Genomic DNA, 20,691 nt, shown 5'->3' on the forward strand with positions numbered 1-20,691 from the left:
TATTTCAGGCGGTTTCGGGATCAGGGGTTAAGAGTAAATAGATAATATTTTTTGCAATGAATTTGAAAAACCTATTCCTGCTAATGCCATGGGCATTAGTTATTGCAGTTACAGCTTGCCGTCAAAATGGCCCTAAAGCTTTGGCAATTCCAAATACAACAGCGAATAAGCTTACTGTTAAAAACATGCAGGCCGATCTTGGCGTACTTTGGGCGGCCATTAAAGAAATGCACCCGGCTTACGGAATTTATACCTCAGCCGATAGTTTACAAAGGGCATATAACCAGGCTTATGGGGCCATCGACAGACCGCTTACCGAAACCGAATTTATCAGTAGTATTTACCCCTTCTTGTGCAGGTTAAAATGCGGACATACGCAGCTAAGGCATTCCGAAGGATACAAAAAAACAGGCGCTGATAAAGAACCTCATTTACCATTTGAAGTATTGGTTCGCGATCATCATGCCTGGGTTACAACCCACCAAACTGATAAATTAAATACCGGCGACGAAATTTTAAGTATGAATAACATCCCGGCAGCACAAATAATTGATCATGGGGCCGATTTGTATTGCGCCGATGGCAAGGGCCAAACATTTAAAGAATTATTTTTAAGCGAATACGATGGCTTTGAAGATGCATGTTATAAATATTACCACTGGAAAGGGCCCTATCACATCAACATTAAAACACAGGCAGGGGTAGTAAAAAACTTAGTGTTGGATACTGCCAGCAACAATACAAGCATCCAGCCGAAACCGGTTGACAATTTTGCGGGCTGGGCCGAGGCAAAAAACACCGGCAACCTTCCCCTGCTTTTTTTAAAAAATAAATCCACCGCGTACTTTAAGGCAACAACATTTCAGTACGACGATACTACGCTTTACAAGGAGGTATTCAAACAAATCCATCAACAGGGCACAAAAAACCAGGTGCTTGATTTAAGGCACAATACCGGCGGCGATATCAGGATAGCTATCCGGCTATTATCATACCTTGCCGATGCCCCTTTTCATATTGTTAAGGAAATGAAATCGAGGATTCCTGACCCGGCTGCAAACAGTTTTGAAAAATACTTTGATACAAGCCGGACCGCAAGTTTTAAAACGGGTTTTGAGCCGGGCAATAAAGAAAGTTCATGGTATCACATTGGTGTTAAACCAATATTCGGCAAGTTATATGGCGCATTGCCGCTTGCAATGGCCAACCATTACAATGGGAATTTATTGGTTTTAATTGATGGCGCTACTTTTTCGTCTGCTGCCCTGTTTACTGCAGCGCTAAAAGCGCAATGTAAAAATGCGACATTTATAGGCCGTGAAACAGCCGGCGCAGAGGAAGGTTGTAATGGGGGCACGCTACAACATTTAACGCTTCCAAATACCCATATAGTTGTTGAGTTTCCGTGGATGCGATTAGATGCTTTTGCAAAAAACCCGCTATATGCAAGGGGTATTATACCAAAGTATGCCGTGCTGTATACCCCGCTGGATGTGGTAACAAAAAACGATCCCGACCTGAAAAAAGCATTAAGCCTGATTGGGAACTAAATAACGCTGAGGCCGGTATTGACGAGCCTGGTAAGGTATTCCTGCTGTTAGCATTATTTTGTGACGGCATTTAAAAAGCGTTCAACAGTATAAGTGGCCAGCTGGCCGCCGGGCCCGTTCAGGTTAAAATCGAAGCCGTGGGTAGCCCAGGGTAACCTGAGATAGAAATGTTTAATGCCGTTTTGTTCCAGCTTAAGGTTCAACCGCCTGCTATGGTCGGGCGATACCAGTACATCGTTTGCTCCATGAATGATCAAAGTAGGTACCGATTGCTTATTCACAAATTCCAGCGGAGAGCAAGCCGCGAATTTTTTTGGTACCTGCTGATACGTTCCGCCAATATAATCGCACATTACCTTTCGCGAATCCATAATAAGGGGGCTTGCCGGTACAGAATATCCCCAAACCATATCGGCCGGGCCATAATAATCAATCACGGCCTTTAAACCCGGCTCGTGCTGGGTATAAGCAGCAAGCAAAACTATCTGCGCCCCGGCCGACCGGCCCAGCAACACAAAATTGTTGGTATCTATATTTAGCGCTGCGGCATGTTTGCGCAGGTAAGCTATAGCGGCATAAACATCTTCAACCGGTGCCGGCGATTGGTATTTGGGCGCCAGGCGATAGGTTATTGCCGCCACATTGTAACCAATGCCGGTCAGGTAGCTGTTCAGTTCAGGTAATTGTTTGTTGTCGCCTTTGTTCCATGATCCTCCATGTACAACCACCACGCATGGCCTGTTGCCCTTTTTTTGCGAGGGAAAATAATCCATAGTTAGGTTTAAATCCGGGTACTTGTTGTAGATATAGGTTTTATAGGCAACATCGTTATTGCCCCTGAACATATTAAAAAAGCTGTAGGGCGGTTGCGTACCGGCGCTATCAACAATAGGGCCGCCCGGGCCAAATGCGGCTATAAAATCCTGATTCAGGCCCGCGGCAATACGGTACGCCCTAATGATAGGCGTTGTAAACAAAATTAATGCTATAAGGCCTGTAATGGTGCCCGCAAGCTGATACCTGGGGGATAAAAAGCCCGATAACAACGCTGCCAAAGTAAGCAGCATAAACACCCAGCAAAACTCTGTGGCTATGATAGACACCATCCACATCGAGTATTCAAAGGCCTTAAAAATGGTGAGCAGGGATATCAGCAATAAAACAATACAAATAGCAAAACGGACCATGCGGCTTTTATAAAATAAATAGTGAATACAATTCATTGGTTCGGGTTATGATAGCCAGGCAGGCCGGACCAGTTAAGTAAATAAATGCCGCTGAACCGCCTCAAACAACCAGGTGTACCCGCGGTTAAAATTAATAGCATTGCCCACGTCTTCATCGTTAAAGCGCCGCTTTAATAGCCTACAGATTTAAGGGTTTAAAAAGCTCATCAAGCCTCATAGTAGTCACCACCGCCTCCTGCCGCCGCTGCAGAACGCTAAATTAATTGCAATTATCTAAAAAATAATCAATCTGTTTTAAATAAGTAGCAGGCTTAAGTTCGACCATCATAAATAACTTATAAACAACAGATTACAGAATAAAAAATCGGTTATGCGCCGGATAAATCACCAGGTGTAAAACAGATTTTCCGAAAAACATTTATGGGACACTGTAACGTAACGGATATTTTACACGTCAATGGCATCACATACGGCAAACGGAGGCGCCCCGGCTGCCGGTTTAACAAATAAATATTTACCATAAAAATGACCGGAAAACGGTCACGAATTAATTTACGAAAATGAAAAGGACACTTTTAACCTTAACCACCCTGCTAATTTTATTTTTTGGTGCCTGCAAAAAAGACAACAGCAATACTCCCGGCGGTAACACCGGTAACGATACATATCAACCGCTAAGTGCCGGCTCAACCTGGAAATACCGCACCACAACCGTATCTCCAATACCCGGCGATAATACCGAAACACTTGATACTACCGAAAATACGATGACCGCCGAAATCAAAAAAATAGGCACAAAAAATTATCATGTATTAAAATCGGTTGATAACGATGGTACTACCAAAACTTATCTCAATTTTGAAGATCATGTATACAGCACCATCCAGCTCGACGATGAAAGCGACAAACAGTTTGACCTTCCTTACCTTAACGACAATGTTGCCGCCGGCACAAGCTGGACAACCGCCCTTGATTTAAGCGACGCCGAAAACCAAATTGACGCCCGTTTAAAAACCACCATCGCCGAAAAAGGCATCTCGCGCGTTATCCTGGGAAAAAGCTATACAAACCTAATTCACAGCAACGTGGAGTTGCAGGTTAAAATTAACGGCACATACACAACACAGTATACCCAGGAGTTTTACGTAGCCAAGGGTATAGGTGTAGTTGCAATTTATGCCAATACCGGCGGCAAGGTGATTTTAAAATCAGAGATTTTTAGCTACAAAATAAAATAGTTAAACCACTGTGCCTTGTTAAGGTACGTTTGCAGATTTCCATTTTACCTGCGAAAATCATTTCTCAACGTTAAACTTAACATCCGAGGGTGGCCTGCATAAAGCAACGCCACCCTCTTTTATTCGGCATCCGGGTTTCGTTTTAAAGCCCCATTTATATACCAGCCCGTTTATCTAAAAACCAAACAAAATCGCGCTTAACATGCGCATTTTCAAAATGATAAGTTTATATTAGCAATCACTAATTAATGCCCTAAATTGATTTCACTTATTTGCAGGTTTGCCCTTGCGCTACTTTTTCTTATCCTAACCACAACTGCCATTCGCGCGCAAACCAGGATGAGTTTAGAGGATTCGTTAAAAACCCAAAGTGACGCCAATGGTCTTTTAAACTCCTTTTTCAGCAGTAAAAAACCGGCTACCGCAGATACCAGCCTCCAGGAAAAAGACTTTTTTTGGGCGGTATTACCCTCCGCCGCCTACAACCCAAGTGTGGGCTTTGCCATAGGCGCAACATCGGCCGCCGGCAAATATTTTGGCGATAGGCGCAATACCATATTATCAGTCATGAATGCAGGGGCTTATATATCCACAAACGGCCTTTCCACGCTTGAATTTAAACATAACGCCTTTACTTCAAAAAATATCTGGAACCTGCAGGGCACCCTTCAGGTAGGCAAAACCATAGCCAAAGATAATGGCCTGGGCACCGGGCGGCGTAGTGTGGGCGACGGCCCTTTTCATATGGGCGATCAGCACTTTGGCGATAACCCTAACGAGTTCCCTGTCAGGTATACTTACTTAAAAATAAACGAACGCATTTACCGGAAAATAACCGACCATATTTATGTGGGCGCCGGCCTTAGCTTTAACCTTTATAACAACATCGACGACAACCGCAAAAACATCCCGGTTGAAGAAACGCACAACTACAGGTATAGCATCCGCAAAGGGTACTACCCGTTTAAATACAATGCCAATGGTGTACTGTTAAATTTTCAGTATAACAGCCGCGATCAGCCCAACCGGGCGTTTAAAGGTGTTTATGCCGATATAATTTTGCGTACCAACCAGGGCTGGCTGGGCAGCAACCATAATGCAGTGCAACTAAAAACCGAGTTCAGGAAATACTGGAGCCTGAGCGATACCGACCCAGAAAACGTGCTGGCTTTTTGGCACTGGGCCAACTACCTTCTGAGCGGATCGTTACCTTACCTTGAATTGCCCGGCACTGCAAGCGATGCCTACGGCCGCATTGGCCGGGCTTTTATAATAGGGCGGTTCAAAGGGCCTTCCTTTGTTTACAACGAGGCCGAATATCGTTTCCCGCTAACTAAAAACAAACTGCTAAGCGGCGTTACTTTTGTAAATATCGAATCGGCCAATAACCAGCGGGATATCAAATTATTCAGGTATTGGGAACCCGGCGCGGGTTTTGGGTTAAGGTTGCTGTTTAACAAATACACCCGATCAAACATGTGTTTTGATTATGCCCGCGGCAGCTATGGTTCCAATGGCTTTTTTTTAGGGCTTAACGAAGTGTTTTAAATACTTTATCTACACATAAACCAGCTCTGTTAACTATAAATAACAAATGGTTTCATTTTTGCGAGGGTAACGCGAACAGTTTTAACCTTAAAAAAATGCGCGTTCCATTTACACCCGAGCTGCTTGGTAACCTGATAGAAAAAGGATATGGTTATCTTTTAGTAAATATTAACAGTCAGCTTACCGATGAAGCTGTTACCATTACCATGATGCCGGTAAAACAAAAACCGGCGTTAAACAACCTGCCCGATGGTTACGAAACCTTTTATAAAATTACCCGCGAACCAATGCAATTGGCCTGTGGCGTAGATAGCAGCAACATTTTTATTGAATATCATACTATTGATAATACAATTACCCAGGACGAATTATTTGACGACCGTTATTTTAGGATGAGCGAAGATTTTTTCAGGCAGGTATTGGAAAGCCTGGAAGATTACGCAGTAATTACTACCGATAGCAATGGCGACATTAACAGCTGGAATACCGGCGCCGAAAAGGTTTTAGGCTATAAAGAACAGGAGATTTTAGGCAAATGCGCCGATGTGTTTTTTACCCCCGAAGACGTGGCAGCCGGCGTACCGGAACAGGAATTAAAAACAGCACTGAAAGATGGCCGCGCCATTGACGAACGCTATCATATGCGTAAAAATGGCACCCGTTTTTGGGGCAGCGGACTGGTATTTCCGTTATATGATGATCAGCATAAGCATCGCGGATATACCAAAATCATGCGCAACCTGCGCGAAAGGGAACAAGCACAGGAACAAAAAGTTCCCGAATAAAAAAGGGGCACAAGTTGTGCCCCTTTTTTAATATCTTATGATATATCTAACCAGGATTACAATGAATCGGTTGAAGTGAGACCGCCTTGTTGTAAGGTGTGCTCTTTATTAAGTAGCGGAGAACCCTTGGTAAAGATACCCATGATGAACAATGCGCCTCCAAAAAGCACTTGCGGAATCCAGATTGTTGAATGAAAATCATACACCCATGGCGAGCACATTAAAAACGAACCCATAATTACGTCGTTTACATTATGCATGCTCATCGGGAACACCTTTAAAAACCCCAGTTTGTTATTAGCAAAAATAGCCATGATCAATTGTAACCATCCTATAATTAATGGCAAAAATAAAGCCGCGCCACCAATGTGCAAGGTATCAAATGTCCACAGTGTCGAAATTAGTAAAAGGGCAATTACATAATTTAAAACTGCATAAGTAGTTGTAGGAATGAAGCTTTTCATTGTTGTAGCTATTGTTGTGTTGTAATTATATTAATGTACGTATGTTAAAAACCGTTTCAAAGTTAAACATTTATGCAGTTTTTTGATATTTAAAATCTGCTGTAACGTTTTATATTACTTAAAACAAGTACCTTTAATTAATTGCTTTAGTAATTCGATTCAAAGATAAGCGTTTTAAAAAATAAAGCAATTCCTTTTCTTCCTTTAATGGCGGGGCAAAAGAAACTCCCGGCTAAATACCATTTCCAATACAAATTAAACCAGGCTGCCAAATTTGCTGGCCTAATATTAACATCTATAAAACAGAATCATCATGAGCAAGGACAGACAAGCCGTAAAAGAAAAAAAGAAACCTGCCGCCGAAGGCAGCAAAAAAGCACCATCTGATTATCAATCGGGCAAAGCCAATGTGGTAAAACCCATTAATGCCGATAAGAAAAAGTAGTTTTTAGCGGGCAAAGATTTTGGGATGACATGCCTCCGAAGGTTTAAAAAAAAGCGCGGAGGGTCCCGGAAAAATTTACCTGCCACCGTTATATTATGTCATTGCGAGCGATAGCGTGGCAATCCCGTCGCATGCATAGTTCGCGATTGCTTCGTTCCTCGCAATGACATAATTTATTTTTCTTTTCCGTATCTGTTGGGTCAATCCCCGGAGCCAACTTTTACTTCCGCTCCCCCTGCAATGTTGCCGCCATTTGCAATGCTTTATAGGCGTTTACAATGCCGCCGGTTTTGCTTAGGGTTGTAAAATCAACCTTATCTGTTTTGCTGCCGGGTTTGTAAACCATAGTGCCGGTAAGCGGGGTGGCTGATGCCAGGATCACCTGTTTTAGTTGTTTGGCACTCAGACTAGGATAATACTCCAGCAAAAGAGCTGCGATGCCTGATGTTATAGGTGCCGAAAAACTGGTGCCGTCCTCGGTGTTAAACTCCGCATCGGTATCAACAGTGGTAACCTTTACACCGGGGGCAAAAACATCTACCATTTTTTTGCCGTAGTTGCTAAAGTCGCCGGCCAGGTGATCGCCCAATTTTGCTGATGAAGCGCCTACGTTGATCAGGTTATCTGCATCTGTTGATGAACCATCGGCAAATAAATCATTCGGGTAATCGGGGTTCTTATCCATATCGTCGTTATCATTTCCGGCAGCCAGTACCAGCAACACATCTTTAGAGGCAGCGTACTTAAACGCGTCATCAACCCATTGTTTATGAGGAGATAGTTTTTTACCAAAGCTCATGTTAATGATTTTGGCCCCGTTATCAACCGCGTAGCGGATGGCGTTGGCAACATCTTTATCGTATTCATCGCCGTTAGGCACAGTTTTAACGGCCATAATGCGCACATTATCGGCTACGCCATTGATTCCGTAACCGTTATTACGTACCGCGCCAATAAGCCCGGCCACGCCTGTACCGTGCGATGCATCGGCAAATTTTAACAGGTTATTACCGTAAGGCTTATGGTCCATGCTATCCACATTGTCGCCAACAATTCGTTTACGGGCTTCCAGGTCGGGCGCAAGGTCATTGTTCAGTTTGGCCAGGTATTCGCTCAAATCTTTAATAATTTCGGCATTGGTTTTATTACCGCCTTCCTGTGAAAATATGGTTGTCCAAACATATTTACTTTGGCTCAAAGTATCGTTGGCGGTTTTCATGTTCACCAAATCCGCTTCCCTAAAAGTGCCGCTTGCCCCTATTTTAAGCGCCTGTTTAATATATCCACTTGTTGCCATCAGCGCGTTCATAATAGGCTGTAGCTGCGCGGTTTCGGTAGTGGCTTTGTTTAGGGTTGTATCATAAACAGTTTTAACGCGCTGCCAATAAGCAAATTCCTTTTTGTTGGTAGCGGTGCTATCGGCAACATTTGCGTACCTGCCTTTAAGCTTATTGTACTCGCGCACCTCCTCGGTAGTTTCGTTAAAGTCGGCCTTACCGCCGGCGCCGCCCAAAAAGTTCCAGCCATGTATATCATCTACATAACCGTTATGGTCATCATCAATGCCATTGCCCGGAATTTCTTTTTTATTTACCCATAAAATACTTTTAAGGTCTTTTTGCAGGGTGTCAATACCACTATCTAATGTAGCCACCACCACTGTTTTACTTTGCTTGCCTTTTACAAAAAGATAAGCTTGTTTTAAGCTGACGCCAAAGTAGCCATCAGTTTTAAGATCCATCAGGTGCCAGAACTTTGGCGGTTCGGGATCGGACTTTTTCACGGCCTCCTGGGCCGATACCGATACGGTTATTGTTAGTGACGAAAATAAAAGACCGCTTAAAATAAATGAACGAAAGTTGAACATGTACAAGTATTAGAAAATAATAAAAATTAGAGGTCGAATTTGATCCCCTGGGCTAAAGGCAACGTTTTTGAATAATTAATAGTATTGGTTTGCCTCCTCATGTAAACTTTCCATGCATCAGATCCCGATTCGCGGCCGCCGCCGGTTTCTTTTTCGCCGCCAAAGGCGCCGCCAATTTCGGCACCCGATGTACCAATGTTTACGTTGGCAATTCCACAATCAGAACCAGCATAGGATAAAAATTGTTCTGCCTCGCGTAAATTATTGGTCATAATGGCCGATGATAAGCCTTGCGGCACCCCATTTTGCAATTCAACAGCCTCCTCGATGGTTGAATATTTAATCAGGTATAATATTGGGGCAAAGGTTTCGTGCTGTACAATTTTATAGTGGTTTTCTACCTCGGCAATACAAGGCTTTACGTAACAGCCCGAAGCATAGGCATCGCCCTCCAGCCTGCCGCCTTCTACCACAAAGTTTCCGCCTTCGGCTTTACATTTCTCAATCGAATCAAGGTAAAGCGCTACCGCATCGGTATCAATAAGCGGCCCCATATGGTTATGCTCATCCAGCGGGTTGCCAATACGTATCTGGCCATAAGCGCTTACCAGTTTTTGTTTAAAGGCATCGTAAACACTTTCGTGGATGATGAGCCTTCGGGTACTGGTACAACGCTGCCCGGCGGTGCCAACCGCGCCAAATACTGCACCAATTAATGACATATCCAGGTCGGCATTTTCGGTAATGATGATGGAGTTATTACCACCAAGTTCCAGCAGGCTTTTGCCCAGCCGCGCGCCAACTGCCGCGCCAACAGCTTTACCCATGCGGGTTGATCCGGTGGCCGATACCAGCGGTATCCGGGTATCATTGGCCATCAGTTCGCCAATGTTGCGGTCGCCGTTAATTAAATTCAAAACGCCATCGGCTATGTTGTTCCTTTTTAAAACCTCCTGCGCTATGTGCTGGCAGGCAATAGCGGTTAAAGGTGTTTTTTCAGATGGCTTCCATATACTTACATCGCCGCAAACCATTGCCAGCAGTGAGTTCCAGCTCCAAACGGCTACCGGGAAGTTAAAGGCCGATATAATGCCTACAATTCCCAGCGGGTGGTACTGCTCATACATGCGGTGTTCAGGCCTTTCGCTGTGCATGGTTAAGCCGTACAGCTGGCGGCTCAGGCCTACGGCAAAATCGGCAATATCAATCATTTCCTGCACTTCGCCCAGGCCCTCCTGTAGGCTTTTACCCATCTCGTAAGATACCAGGGTACCCAGGTCCTGTTTATTGGCGCGCAGGGCCTCGCCTATCTGGCGCACAATCTCGCCGCGTTTGGGCGCCGGCATTGTACGCCATGTTTTAAACGCAGCGGCAGCTTGCTCAACTACCTGGTTATAATCGGCTTCGGTAGCAAATTTAACCGAAGCTATTTTTTGGCCGTCAACCGGCGATGTAATATTTTTTATTGCTGCACCGGCGCTGCTGCCCCAGTTACTGCCTGTACTAAAAGCATCATTTACATCGTTTATATGTAAACGTTTTAGAATGTCTGTTATATCAAGGCCCATAATTGTTACTTTTGCCAAAGGTAGAAATCTTTGAAGCAATTTTTTGAATTGCGGGTTTATAATGATTACTGTTAATTATCAATGCTTTGTAATTAACGGTTGTTAACAATGTTTGAATGTTGAAAACTTATTTGCAAATTGGTTGCTTACTTATTTGTATTTTGACTTCAATAAGTCTTTACAAGACAATTACAATTGTTAACCTAAAGCGGATGTTCTGCAAACAAAATTGAATGGAAGAAGAATTTGAATTTGGTTTTACTGAAGATCCCAAATTTTCGGTAGAACGGTACGAGGAAATGATTCGAAATCAAGACCAGTACTTTTTTGATGCCCAGGCGTTTGAGAACATTATCGACTATTACATCGAAAAGAATGATCCGGCCAGGGCGCTACAGGTAGCAGAGTATGCGCGCAATCAGCACCCTTTTGCAGCAGTATTTTTAATTAAGCAGGCCCAGTTGCTGGTAGTAGGCAATAAGGTGCCCGAAGCTTTTGCCGCGCTTGAAAAAGCAGCCATGCTGGAGGCCTCGGATGCCGATATTTACATCATTCGCGGTAACCTGTACGAGAGTATGGAGCGCTTTAGCGAGGCCCTGGAAAATTACGAAAAAGCCCTTGGCCTGGCCGAAGAAACCGACGAGATACTGCTGCACATAGCCTACGTTTACCAAAACATGGGCGATTACGATACTGCCATAAGTTATCTTAAGCTCTGCCTTAAGCAAAATATGGAAAACCAGGATGCCCTTTATGAACTGGCTTTTTGCTACGACGTTATGGACAACCAGCAGGAAAGCGTACAGTTTTACCAGCAATACATCGATAACGAGCCTTATAGCTATGCGGCCTGGTACAACCTGGGCAACGCTTATACTAAATTGAGTTTGTTTGAAAAAGCAATTGACGCGTATGACTACGCCATCCTGATTAAAGACAGCTTTGCATCGGCCTACTTTAACAAGGGTAATGCCCTGGTTAACCTGGAAAAATATGCCGAAGCTATTGAAGTGTACCGCCACACCTTTGAGTATGAGCAACCCAATGCCGATACTTATTGCGCCATAGGCGAGTGCTACGAAAAGCTGGAGCAAATGGATGATGCACGGGCTTTTTATAAAAAGTCGGTGAAAATGGACCCTAAACTGGCAGATGCCTGGTTTGGTATCGGGGTTACGCTTGACTTTGAAGAACGCTATTTTGAAGCACTGCACTTTTACAAAAAAGCCCTTGATTTGGATATTGCCAATGCCGACTACTGGTTTGCCATTGCCGATGCCGAATACAAACTGGGCCACATGACCGAAGCCGAACAAGCTTATGAAAAGGTGGTTGAACTAAATCCGCTGGATATTGACGCCTGGCTGGATTACTCATCTATATTGTATGAGCAGCAGCGATTGGTTGGCGCTATCGAGATTATATCGCAAGCTATAAAAAACAACCCCGAAGCTGCAGAATTATACTACAGGATGGTTGCCTACCTGTTTGCCAAAGGCGAATACAATGAGGCGCTAAACCACCTGGAAATGGCCCTGACCAGCGACCCGGAAAAACACTATATTTTATTTGATTACCTGCCTCAATTACAAAAAAACAAAGTGATTGTTGATATTATTAACAGGTATACGAAGTAGGTGTACAGATATGCGGATTAACTTCGTTGAGGGCTTAGCCGTTTGAGATGTGCAGGTGATTGATGATGTGCCGATTTCGGAACAAAAATCAGCAACGAAAAAAGCGGCGTTGATTAGGTAGCGCGGTTGCAATAACAGGCCAAATCCAATGTCCGAAATTCAAAATCATTTTACACAGTGTTAACACATTTGCCATAAATTGCTGTTAAACTTGCGGATAATTATCCCACATCAATGAAGATCGGAATTGTTTGTTACCCAACCTTTGGCGGAAGCGGAGTTGTTGCTACAGAACTTGGTAAAGCCCTTGCAGACCGGGGACACCAGGTACATTTTGTTACCTATAACCAGCCCGCACGGTTAGACCTTTTTTCCGAAAACCTGTTTTACCACGAGGTATCGGTAAGCAATTATCCGCTGTTTGATTTTCCACCGTATGAGCTGGCGCTGGCCAGTCGTTTGGTTGATGTGGTACGCCACGAGCAACTTGATATACTGCATGTGCACTACGCTATCCCGCATGCATCAGCTGCGTTTATGGCCAAACAAATCCTGGCCACTTATGGCATTTACATACCCGTAGTTACAACACTGCATGGTACCGATATTACGCTGGTTGGCAAAGACCGCACCTTTAAACCGGTGGTTACCTTCTCCATCAACAAGTCTGACGGAGTAACAGCCGTATCGCAAAACCTGAGAGAGGATACTTATCAGTTCTTTGAGATAGAGAATGATATTAAAGTGATCCCAAACTTTATCGACCTAAACCGTTTCAGCCTTAAAGCAAAAGACCACTTCAAAAAAGCTATAGCCCCTTCGGGCGAAAAGATACTGGTGCATACCTCCAACTTCCGCAAGGTAAAGCGCACCGAAGATGTGGTGAAAATATTTGCCCAGGTGGTTAAAACCATCCCCTCAAAATTGCTCATGGTGGGCGATGGTCCCGAACGTTCGGGCTGCGAGCAGTTATGCCGCGATCTGGGTGTTACCGATAATGTACGCTTTTTAGGCAAGCAGGATGCCATTGAGGAAATTCTATCTGTAGCCGATTTATTCCTGATGCCGTCACAATCCGAGAGTTTTGGTTTGGCAGCGCTGGAGGCTATGGCATGTAAGGTGCCGGTTATCAGCAGTAACGCCGGCGGTTTACCGGAGTTGAATGTTGACGGCGAAACCGGCTTTTTGAACAATGTAGGCGACGTAGACGGGATGGCCGAACGGGCGATATACATCCTGGAAGATGAAACCCGCCTGGAAACCTTTAAAAACAATGCCCTTGCCCGCGCCAAACAATTCGATCTGGCTACCATACTACCACTTTATGAAAATTACTACATTGAAGTGGTAGAACGCTGCAAAGATAAGGCGATATAAAGAGCCTCACGCAACCTTCTCCTTTGGAGAGGGCTTAAAATTGCCCCGTTATTAATCAATCATAGCAGCCGGGTATCCCGATCTTTTAAAAATTTGCACATTCAAAACGGCTAAGCTCCAAGAAAGTTAATCTGCACATCTAAAATCTGCACATCCGCAGCTTTGTAACAATCTCACGTCCCTCAAATAATCTGCACATCGGCATATTTGAAATTTGCGCATTTATTGCACCTTTGCAAAAACTACTAATATTCAATATCAATGAAAGAAGGGCTTAAAATTGCCATCGGCGCCGATCATGCCGGTTTTGATTATAAACAAGCTTTATCCGCCGATATTCCGGCTGAGCAGCTAAAAGATTTCGGTACCTATTCCAATACCTCTGTTGATTACCCCGATTTTGCGCACCCCGTAGCGTTGGCAGTTGAAAGTGGAGAGTGCGACCTGGGCGTACTGGTTTGCGGCAGCGCCAACGGCGTAGCCATTACAGCCAACAAACACCAGGGCATCCGAGCCGCCATCTGCTGGAACGAAGAACTTGCTGTGCTGGCCCGTAGCCACAATAACGCCAACATTGTATGTATCCCCGCCCGCTTCATCAGCATTGATGAGGCTAAAAAAATTATTGAAGCATTTTTCACCACCGAATTTGAAGGCGGCCGCCACGCTACCAGGGTAGGGAAAATTTCCTGTTAATTTTAAGCGAAAAGGTAAATTAGGCGAAAGGGTAAAGGTAAAAGGAGAAAGGTAAAAGGTGAAAGGTAACTAATGATTTCACCTGCAGTTGTCTTGATACTTGATACTTACTACTTGATACTAAAAAAGAAACTGACTTAATTAATTATCATACATGAAAAAAGTAACATTACTGGCGTTTTCCGCAGCGATTGCGGTAAGTGCCTGTGCACAGCAAAACCCTACTGCCATGAAGTACGGGAAGCTGATTACGGCCGAGGACGCCAAAAAACACTTAAGTATCCTGGCGTCCGACGAATTTGAAGGCCGGGAAACCGGCAAGCCTGGTGCCGAGAAAGCCGCAAACTACATAGCGGGCGAATTTAAAAAAATAGGATTGCAGGCCCCGGTAAACGGATCGTATTTCTTTAACGTACCCCTGGTACAAAGCGCGTTAAAAGTATCGGCCTTTGCTGTTAATGGCAAACCATTTGTTTTAGGGCAGGATTTTATACCTAACGGCACTGTGCCTGATAAAAATGTAAGCGGCAGCGAAGTAGTATTTGTAGGCTTCGGCACAGAAAGCGAAATTGGATCAACCGATCTTGCAGGCAAAGTTGTGTTGTGGATAAACGAGGACAAACCCGAAGAAGGTAAAACACCAAATGTGGCCGTACGCATGACCACCGCCCGTTTAAAAGTGTTTGCCAACCTGCAAAGCAAAAAACCCGCGATTATTTTGGCCGCCAACGGCGATTTAACTGCCTTACTTAAACGTTTTGGCAGAAGCATCGCAAGCCCGCGTTTAACTATTAAAGAAGACGCAGCCAAAGCCAACGCCGGTGTGCCTGTTTTTCATGTAACTACAGCGATAGCTGATGAATTGGTGAAATCAACAGGAAAAACTTACGGCGATTTAAAAACCGCAGCAGCCACTACACCTGTTGTAACCGCAAAGGCCGATTTTACAGCCAATTTTTCGAATGAGCGCACCGATGTTAAAGCCGTTGACGTTGTAGGGTTTATGCCAGGCACCGATTTAAAAGATGAAGTGCTGGTATTTTCGGCTCATTATGACCACATTGGATTAGAAACTGATCCAAATGCTAAAGACAAGGTAAATAATGGTGCTGATGACGATGGGTCGGGCACTACAGGCATCCTCGAAATTGCAAGGGCGTTTTCGAAAGCTAAAAAGGATGGCCATGGCCCACGCCGCAGTGTTTTATTTTTAGGCAACGTTGGTGAAGAGAAAGGTCTTTTAGGCTCTGAATACTATACCGATCATCCTATTTATCCGTTGGCCAATACCATTACCGATTTAAATGTTGATATGATTGGCCGTGTAGGCGAAGAGTACATCGGCAAACCAGATTCTGCAAATTACGTATATTCTATCGGCTCGGCTATGTTGAGCAAGGAGTTGCACGATATTGGCGAAAAGGCAAACAATACTTACACCCACCTGAAATTGGATTACAAATATGATGACCCTAATGATCCTAACCGTTTTTACTACCGCAGCGATCATTACAACTTTGCAAAACATGGCGTGCCAATCATTTTCTACTTCAACGGCGTACATGCCGATTACCATCAGCCGGGCGATGAAGTAAGCAAAATTAACTTCCCGTTACTGGCCAAACGCGCGCAATTGGTGTTTTACACCGGTTGGGACTTAGCCAATCGTGATAAAAGACCGGTTGTTGATGGGGCTAAATAGTTGATTGAGTTAGATTAGGAGAGTGGTTGATTGAGTTGAAATAGTTAATCTTAAGCTACATAAAATAAAAAACCGTCATTGCCAGGAATGGAATAATGGCGGTTTTTATTTTATCAATTTATTTTTTCAACTTAATCAACCTAATCCAACCACTCACCTAATCAACTTCACCCAAAAATCCCTAAATTCGCATATATGGGAAGCACTGCCGAGGAATTTTTGGTTGCATCTGCGGAGAAGGTATTTGATGCAGACCACCGCCGTATTATCAATAACAGCATTGATAAGTACAACGCGGCTGCAGCAAGCGGCATATCGCGCATAGCAAATCTGGATAACGCCAAGAAAAAAGGTCATGTAATTAAGTGGAAGGTGATGGAAAACCTGGACAAGTTTTTGCCCGAGTTTGAAGCCAATTTCCAGCGCAGGGGCGGCAAAGTTATCTGGGCTAATGATGCCGAAGAGGCCAACCGCGAAATCCTGAACATTATACAAAAAGCGAAAGCCAAAACGGTTGTAAAGTCCAAATCAATGGTAACTGAAGAAATTCATCTGAATGAATTTTTGAAGGAAAACCACATTGAATCATTAGAAACCGACCTTGGTGAATACATTGTACAGCTATTAGGTCAAGCGCCTTACCATATTGTTACCCCGGCAATGCACCTGAGCAAGGAGGATATTGCCAAACTATTCAATCAGCATTTCGGTACACCTTTAGATGCCACGGCCGAAGAGTTAACCCTCAAAGCACGGGAATTACTGCGGGACAAATACCTGCTGGCCGATGTTGGCATAACCGGCGCCAACTTCCTGCTGGCCGATACGGGCAGCGTAGCCATCAGCGAAAATGAAGGAAATGCCCGCTTGTGTACCACTTTCCCGAGAATTCACATCGCGGTGGTGGGTATAGAAAAAGTTATCCCCTCTATAACCGATCTTGACTTATTTTGGCCAATGCTGTCAACGCACGGCACGGGGCAAAACCTTACCGTTTACAATACCATATTAAACGGCCCGCGCCAGGCTAATGAAACCGATGGGCCCGAAGAAATGTACGTGGTACTGCTTGATAACGGCCGCACCAACCTGCTGGCCCAAAAAGAGCAACGACAGGGCTTATATTGCATTCGGTGTGGGGCCTGCCTTAATGTATGCCCGGTTTATCAGAATGTTGGTGGCCACACTTACAATACTACTTACAGTGGCCCTATTGGCGCTATTATAACGCCGCATACCGACGGCATGGAGGAGTTTAAACACTTAAGCTACGCATCAAGCCTTTGCGGCCGTTGCACCGAGGTTTGCCCTGTTAAGATAGATATTCACAAAATGCTGCTGCTTAACCGCCGCGACGCGGTTAACGGGGGCCTGGTAACCGCCAAAGAGCGCTGGGGCTGGGCCATCTGGAAAAAAGGAATGCTGAAACGCAGTATGACAGATTTTTTTGGCGGTAAAATGAAAAACTTTTTCCTTCGTTTTTTCTTCAAAAATACCTGGGGCCATTTAAGGGAAATGCCAGAAGTTGCCGAAAAGTCATTTACCAGGCAATGGCAGGAAAAACACCAGGGCGAAGAATAATCATAAATCCATCCCCCATGCGAAAAGTAATTTTAAACCTGGCCATGAGCCTTGATGGCTACATTGAGGGCCCAAATGGCGAGTACGACTGGTGTTTTGCCGATCAGGATTATGGAATGACGGAATTTTTGAACCAAGCAGACGCCATATTCCTGGGCCGTAAAAGCTATGAAATGTTTATTGACACTGATCCGGGGCTGTTTGCAGCGCTTAAAATGTATGTGTTTACTGATACGCTAACCTCAGTAACAGGCAATGCAGAAATCATTCGGTCGGCAGATTTTGACCGTCGCGTTGACGAAATAAGGCATCAGACAGGGGGAAACATCTGGCTGTTTGGTGGTGCCGAACTGGTGGCAGCATTTGTGGCAAAAAAGCAAATTAATGAGTTTTTACTATCTGTACACCCGGTGATATTGGGCGCAGGCAAGCAACTATTTGATGTTAAAGGCCGTACCGACCTGATGTTCCTGGGCTCCGAAACCTTTTCGAGTGGCCTAGTGCAATTAAGATACACTTTTAAGCCGCAATTTGATCAGGATATGATTGCTTTTTAAAATAGATTACAAAACACCCAACGCCCTCAATTCTTCCGCTAATTCGTCGGCCGATTTAAAATGAATGGTTTTGATGCCCATTTTTTCTGATGCCAAAACGTTACGGTAATTGTCGTCAATAAATACAGCTTCGGCGGGGTTAACGTTATATCTATCGAGCAATATCTGGAAAAACTCTGGTGCCGGCTTACGCATTTTTTCAGTACCGGATACCACTACACCATCAAACCAGTTTAAAAAATCAAACCGGGCCTGTGCAAAAGGAAATGTCTCTGCCGACCAATTGGTGAGCGCATAGATCTTATATTTACTACTCTCCTTTAACTGTTTAAAAATCTCGACGGTGCCATGAAAAGGTTCACCCAGCATTTCTATCCACCGGCCATAAAACGCCCTGATATTGGCCTCATGTTCCGGAAACCGGGCTACCAGCAAATCGGTACCCTCTTGTAACGAGCGGCCGGCATCCTGTTCTTCGTTCCAGTCGGAGGTACAAACATTGGCCAGAAAATCGTGCATTTCCTGCTCGTCATCAAATATGGTTTTGTAAACGTAGTGCGGGTTCCAGTCTATCAAAACTGCGCCAAGGTCGAATATGATGGTGTTGATCATTTCTTATCAGTATGCTCGTAAATTTTTGCATCGGTTACCACTGAATCTTTAAGGGATAGGACAAGCTGTTTAACATAGTGTGGTTTTCCGGGCTTCCTTAGTTCCTCAATTTCGTAAATCATCTGGCTTTTATTGCTTTGCTGCGGGCGGTGCAACAGGTGGATCACCTCCTGGTATTTTAACCCTTTGAGTTTGTAATTTTGCAGTAAATCGTCAACCATACCATCGCGGTAGCTAAATGTAAGGCCATCGCCGTCGTTCCAGTCGTCCCGGTTAAATTTAGAATGACTTTTACAGGCCGCAAACGACAGCGTAATCAAACAAAAAAGAATGATGTTTTTTTTGTTGCGCATTGAAGTAATTTTCACAGATCAAATATAACTACGAATAGTAAAATTGACGAATGAATAACAAGACTTCCGAAGTTTATAGCATCGGAAGTCTAAGCGCTTATTATTTAGCGTTCAGCAAATAGCCTTTAAAATCTTCGAAGTCTTTACTTATCGCTATGGCCAGTTTGGTTTTTGATTCCAATTCTTTTACCTGAGTGGGCACATCAATTTTAGCAGTTATTTCGGCGCTAAAAACATCGGGAAATTTGCATGGGTGAGCGGTTGATAAAAATACGCCTGCGGTATCTGCACTGGCGTGATCATGCTGATAATCTGTCAAGGCCTGCCAGGCAATAGCGGTATGCGGACAAACCACATAATTATAAGTATCAAATACCCAATTGATGGCTTTTATGGTTTCATCGTCGTTGTAAGTGAAGCCAATCACCAATTTCTTCAGCTCATCCATATCTGTTTTAAACAGATCGGCAATGCGCACCCAATTGCTTGGGTTGCCCACGTCCATGGCATTTGACAAGGTTGCCACAGATGGTTTTGGCTGATAGATGCCTGTTTTTAAAAATTCGGGAACGGTATCATTAGCGTTTGTAGCTGCAATAAACTTTTCAACAGGTAAGCCCATTTTCCAGGCTAACAAACCGGCACCGATATTGCCAAAGTTTCCACTGGGTACCGAGAAGATTACTTTTTTAACACCCTGCCTTAGCAACTGCGCGTAAGCGTTAAAGTAGTAAAAGGTTTGCGGTACCAAACGCGCGATATTAATAGAATTGGCGGATGTCAGGCGGAATTTTTCGTTCAATTCGGAATCGGTAAAGGCTTGTTTAACCAAAGCCTGGCAATCATCAAACGTACCGTCAACCTCCAGTGCCCGAATGTTTTGCCCGTTTGTGGTTAATTGCTGCTCCTGTACGCCGCTTACCTTACCTTTAGGATAAAGGATAGTAACCCTGGTATTAGGAACGCCTAAAAAGCCTAAAGCTACGGCACCGCCGGTATCGCCGCTTGTTGCAACTAATACATCCAGCTGTTTTTCGCCTTCCTCTAAAAAGTAGCTCATTACACGGCTCATGAACCGGGCGCCAAAATCTTTAAACGCTAAAGATGGGCCGTGAAAAAGCTCCAGCACGTGCACGTTATCATCCAGCTTTACAACCGGCGCATCAAAGTTTATAGCGTCATCTATCAAAGCTTTTAAATCATCAGCCGGCATCGCATCGCCTAAAAGATTTTTAGCTACTTCAAAGGCAATTTCGGGCAGGGTATATTTATCCAGGTTATTGATAAAATCGTCGCTTAAACGCGGGATGCTAATGGGCATGTATAAACCTTTATCCTGCGGCATGCTGTTAAAAACGGCGTCTTTAAAGGATACTTCTGATTGGATGTTATTGGTACTATAGAGTTTCATTTTGATATACTATCATCTTGTCATTGCGAGGCACGAAGCAATCTCTTTAGGACTGGTTGTATACCAAGCTTATTCGCCCGGCATATCGGGGATTGCTTCGTACCTCGCAATGA

At 44.2% G+C, this 20,691-nt stretch carries 18 protein-coding genes; 11 read left to right on the plus strand and 7 right to left on the minus strand.

What is annotated here, in order from left to right; all coding sequences use genetic code 11:
- The first annotated feature begins 56 nt into the window (after positions 1 to 56).
- Positions 57 to 1,550 carry a S41 family peptidase gene (locus PQ469_RS28820; RefSeq protein WP_274210743.1) on the plus strand — a complete coding sequence of 498 codons (1,494 nt, stop codon included), beginning with the start codon at positions 57 to 59 and terminating at the stop codon, positions 1,548 to 1,550.
- A gap of 53 nt (positions 1,551 to 1,603) precedes the next feature.
- Here the strand turns inward: PQ469_RS28820 and PQ469_RS28825 are convergent, their stop codons facing one another.
- Positions 1,604 to 2,773 (minus strand): alpha/beta hydrolase, encoded by a 1,170-nt coding sequence (locus PQ469_RS28825; RefSeq protein ID WP_274210744.1) that lies wholly within the window; start codon positions 2,771 to 2,773, stop codon positions 1,604 to 1,606.
- A 524-nt stretch (positions 2,774 to 3,297) separates the two neighbouring features.
- Between PQ469_RS28825 and PQ469_RS28830 the strand changes: the two genes are divergently transcribed.
- The 3 genes from PQ469_RS28830 (at position 3,298) to PQ469_RS28840 (ending at position 6,308) form a co-directional block, all read left to right on the plus strand.
- Positions 3,298 to 3,975, plus strand: a complete 678-nt coding sequence (locus PQ469_RS28830) for a hypothetical protein (RefSeq protein ID WP_274210745.1) — start codon at positions 3,298 to 3,300, stop codon at positions 3,973 to 3,975.
- A 339-nt stretch (positions 3,976 to 4,314) separates the two neighbouring features.
- Positions 4,315 to 5,523, plus strand: a complete 1,209-nt coding sequence (locus PQ469_RS28835; protein WP_274210746.1) for a BamA/TamA family outer membrane protein — start codon at positions 4,315 to 4,317, stop codon at positions 5,521 to 5,523.
- A 95-nt stretch (positions 5,524 to 5,618) separates the two neighbouring features.
- Positions 5,619 to 6,308, plus strand: a complete 690-nt coding sequence (locus tag PQ469_RS28840; RefSeq protein ID WP_274210747.1) for a PAS domain-containing protein — start codon at positions 5,619 to 5,621, stop codon at positions 6,306 to 6,308.
- Between the two features lie 56 nt (positions 6,309 to 6,364).
- Here PQ469_RS28840 and PQ469_RS28845 read toward each other — a convergent pair whose 3' ends face one another.
- Positions 6,365 to 6,772: an SPW repeat domain-containing protein gene (locus PQ469_RS28845; RefSeq protein WP_090638272.1), complete on the minus strand. Its 408-nt coding sequence runs from the start codon at positions 6,770 to 6,772 to the stop codon at positions 6,365 to 6,367.
- Positions 6,773 to 7,085: 313 nt separating this feature from the next.
- Here PQ469_RS28845 and PQ469_RS28850 point away from each other — a divergent pair, with 313 nt between their 5' ends.
- Entirely contained in the window at positions 7,086 to 7,217 is a 132-nt protein-coding gene (locus PQ469_RS28850; protein ID WP_255369735.1) for a hypothetical protein, read from the plus strand.
- A 220-nt stretch (positions 7,218 to 7,437) separates the two neighbouring features.
- On the opposite strand, the gene PQ469_RS28855 is transcribed toward PQ469_RS28850, so the two are convergent.
- Together PQ469_RS28855 and amaB are read right to left on the minus strand one after the other, a co-directional pair.
- A complete protein-coding gene (locus PQ469_RS28855; protein ID WP_274210748.1) occupies positions 7,438 to 9,084 on the minus strand; it encodes a S8 family serine peptidase in 1,647 nt (548 codons plus the stop codon).
- A gap of 26 nt (positions 9,085 to 9,110) precedes the next feature.
- Positions 9,111 to 10,652, minus strand: coding sequence for an L-piperidine-6-carboxylate dehydrogenase (gene amaB, locus PQ469_RS28860; RefSeq protein ID WP_274213850.1), 1,542 nt, complete (start codon positions 10,650 to 10,652; stop codon positions 9,111 to 9,113).
- Positions 10,653 to 10,885: 233 nt separating this feature from the next.
- Here amaB and PQ469_RS28865 point away from each other — a divergent pair, with 233 nt between their 5' ends.
- The 6 genes from PQ469_RS28865 (at position 10,886) to PQ469_RS28890 (ending at position 18,202) form a co-directional block, all read left to right on the plus strand.
- On the plus strand, positions 10,886 to 12,289 hold the full coding sequence (locus tag PQ469_RS28865; RefSeq protein WP_090638257.1) for a tetratricopeptide repeat protein: 1,404 nt from the start codon (positions 10,886 to 10,888) through the stop codon (positions 12,287 to 12,289).
- A gap of 234 nt (positions 12,290 to 12,523) precedes the next feature.
- Positions 12,524 to 13,666, plus strand: coding sequence for an N-acetyl-alpha-D-glucosaminyl L-malate synthase BshA (gene bshA, locus PQ469_RS28870; RefSeq protein WP_274210749.1), 1,143 nt, complete (start codon positions 12,524 to 12,526; stop codon positions 13,664 to 13,666).
- 261 nt (positions 13,667 to 13,927) lie between these two features.
- The gene (rpiB, locus tag PQ469_RS28875) at positions 13,928 to 14,362 is read left to right on the plus strand and encodes a ribose 5-phosphate isomerase B (protein ID WP_274210750.1); all 435 of its coding nucleotides are present in this window, start codon (positions 13,928 to 13,930) and stop codon (positions 14,360 to 14,362) included.
- A 154-nt stretch (positions 14,363 to 14,516) separates the two neighbouring features.
- Positions 14,517 to 16,064: a M28 family peptidase gene (locus PQ469_RS28880; protein WP_274210751.1), complete on the plus strand. Its 1,548-nt coding sequence runs from the start codon at positions 14,517 to 14,519 to the stop codon at positions 16,062 to 16,064.
- 195 nt (positions 16,065 to 16,259) lie between these two features.
- Positions 16,260 to 17,645 carry a LutB/LldF family L-lactate oxidation iron-sulfur protein gene (locus PQ469_RS28885; RefSeq protein WP_274210752.1) on the plus strand — a complete coding sequence of 462 codons (1,386 nt, stop codon included), beginning with the start codon at positions 16,260 to 16,262 and terminating at the stop codon, positions 17,643 to 17,645.
- 17 nt (positions 17,646 to 17,662) lie between these two features.
- Positions 17,663 to 18,202 carry a dihydrofolate reductase family protein gene (locus PQ469_RS28890; protein ID WP_274210753.1) on the plus strand — a complete coding sequence of 180 codons (540 nt, stop codon included), beginning with the start codon at positions 17,663 to 17,665 and terminating at the stop codon, positions 18,200 to 18,202.
- Between the two features lie 6 nt (positions 18,203 to 18,208).
- On the opposite strand, the gene PQ469_RS28895 is transcribed toward PQ469_RS28890, so the two are convergent.
- From PQ469_RS28895 to thrC, 3 genes are all read right to left on the minus strand, one after another.
- On the minus strand, positions 18,209 to 18,814 hold the full coding sequence (locus tag PQ469_RS28895; protein ID WP_274210754.1) for an HAD family hydrolase: 606 nt from the start codon (positions 18,812 to 18,814) through the stop codon (positions 18,209 to 18,211).
- Complete coding sequence (locus PQ469_RS28900; RefSeq protein WP_090638224.1) at positions 18,811 to 19,167, minus strand: hypothetical protein; 357 nt, start codon at positions 19,165 to 19,167, stop codon at positions 18,811 to 18,813. Before PQ469_RS28900 ends, PQ469_RS28895 begins: the two co-directional genes overlap by 4 nt.
- 100 nt (positions 19,168 to 19,267) lie before the next feature.
- The gene (thrC, locus tag PQ469_RS28905) at positions 19,268 to 20,578 is read right to left on the minus strand and encodes a threonine synthase (protein WP_274210755.1); all 1,311 of its coding nucleotides are present in this window, start codon (positions 20,576 to 20,578) and stop codon (positions 19,268 to 19,270) included.
- Positions 20,579 to 20,691: the final 113 nt, after the last annotated feature.

It is taken from the genome of Mucilaginibacter sp. KACC 22773 (assembly GCF_028736215.1).
GTDB lineage: Bacteria > Bacteroidota > Bacteroidia > Sphingobacteriales > Sphingobacteriaceae > Mucilaginibacter.

What these genes read in the sequence shown, in the direction of transcription:
- PQ469_RS28820 (WP_274210743.1), top strand. Translation starts at nt 57, where the DNA reads ATGAATTTGAAAAACCTATTCCTGCTAATGCCATGGGCATTAGTTATT.
- PQ469_RS28825 (WP_274210744.1), bottom strand. Translation starts at nt 2,773, where the DNA reads ATGAATTGTATTCACTATTTATTTTATAAAAGCCGCATGGTCCGTTTT.
- PQ469_RS28830 (WP_274210745.1), top strand. Translation starts at nt 3,298, where the DNA reads ATGAAAAGGACACTTTTAACCTTAACCACCCTGCTAATTTTATTTTTT.
- PQ469_RS28835 (WP_274210746.1), top strand. Translation starts at nt 4,315, where the DNA reads ATGAGTTTAGAGGATTCGTTAAAAACCCAAAGTGACGCCAATGGTCTT.
- PQ469_RS28840 (WP_274210747.1), top strand. Translation starts at nt 5,619, where the DNA reads ATGCGCGTTCCATTTACACCCGAGCTGCTTGGTAACCTGATAGAAAAA.
- PQ469_RS28845 (WP_090638272.1), bottom strand. Translation starts at nt 6,772, where the DNA reads ATGAAAAGCTTCATTCCTACAACTACTTATGCAGTTTTAAATTATGTA.
- PQ469_RS28850 (WP_255369735.1), top strand. Translation starts at nt 7,086, where the DNA reads ATGAGCAAGGACAGACAAGCCGTAAAAGAAAAAAAGAAACCTGCCGCC.
- PQ469_RS28855 (WP_274210748.1), bottom strand. Translation starts at nt 9,084, where the DNA reads ATGTTCAACTTTCGTTCATTTATTTTAAGCGGTCTTTTATTTTCGTCA.
- amaB (WP_274213850.1), bottom strand. Translation starts at nt 10,652, where the DNA reads ATGGGCCTTGATATAACAGACATTCTAAAACGTTTACATATAAACGAT.
- PQ469_RS28865 (WP_090638257.1), top strand. Translation starts at nt 10,886, where the DNA reads ATGGAAGAAGAATTTGAATTTGGTTTTACTGAAGATCCCAAATTTTCG.
- bshA (WP_274210749.1), top strand. Translation starts at nt 12,524, where the DNA reads ATGAAGATCGGAATTGTTTGTTACCCAACCTTTGGCGGAAGCGGAGTT.
- rpiB (WP_274210750.1), top strand. Translation starts at nt 13,928, where the DNA reads ATGAAAGAAGGGCTTAAAATTGCCATCGGCGCCGATCATGCCGGTTTT.
- PQ469_RS28880 (WP_274210751.1), top strand. Translation starts at nt 14,517, where the DNA reads ATGAAAAAAGTAACATTACTGGCGTTTTCCGCAGCGATTGCGGTAAGT.
- PQ469_RS28885 (WP_274210752.1), top strand. Translation starts at nt 16,260, where the DNA reads ATGGGAAGCACTGCCGAGGAATTTTTGGTTGCATCTGCGGAGAAGGTA.
- PQ469_RS28890 (WP_274210753.1), top strand. Translation starts at nt 17,663, where the DNA reads ATGCGAAAAGTAATTTTAAACCTGGCCATGAGCCTTGATGGCTACATT.
- PQ469_RS28895 (WP_274210754.1), bottom strand. Translation starts at nt 18,814, where the DNA reads ATGATCAACACCATCATATTCGACCTTGGCGCAGTTTTGATAGACTGG.
- PQ469_RS28900 (WP_090638224.1), bottom strand. Translation starts at nt 19,167, where the DNA reads ATGCGCAACAAAAAAAACATCATTCTTTTTTGTTTGATTACGCTGTCG.
- thrC (WP_274210755.1), bottom strand. Translation starts at nt 20,578, where the DNA reads ATGAAACTCTATAGTACCAATAACATCCAATCAGAAGTATCCTTTAAA.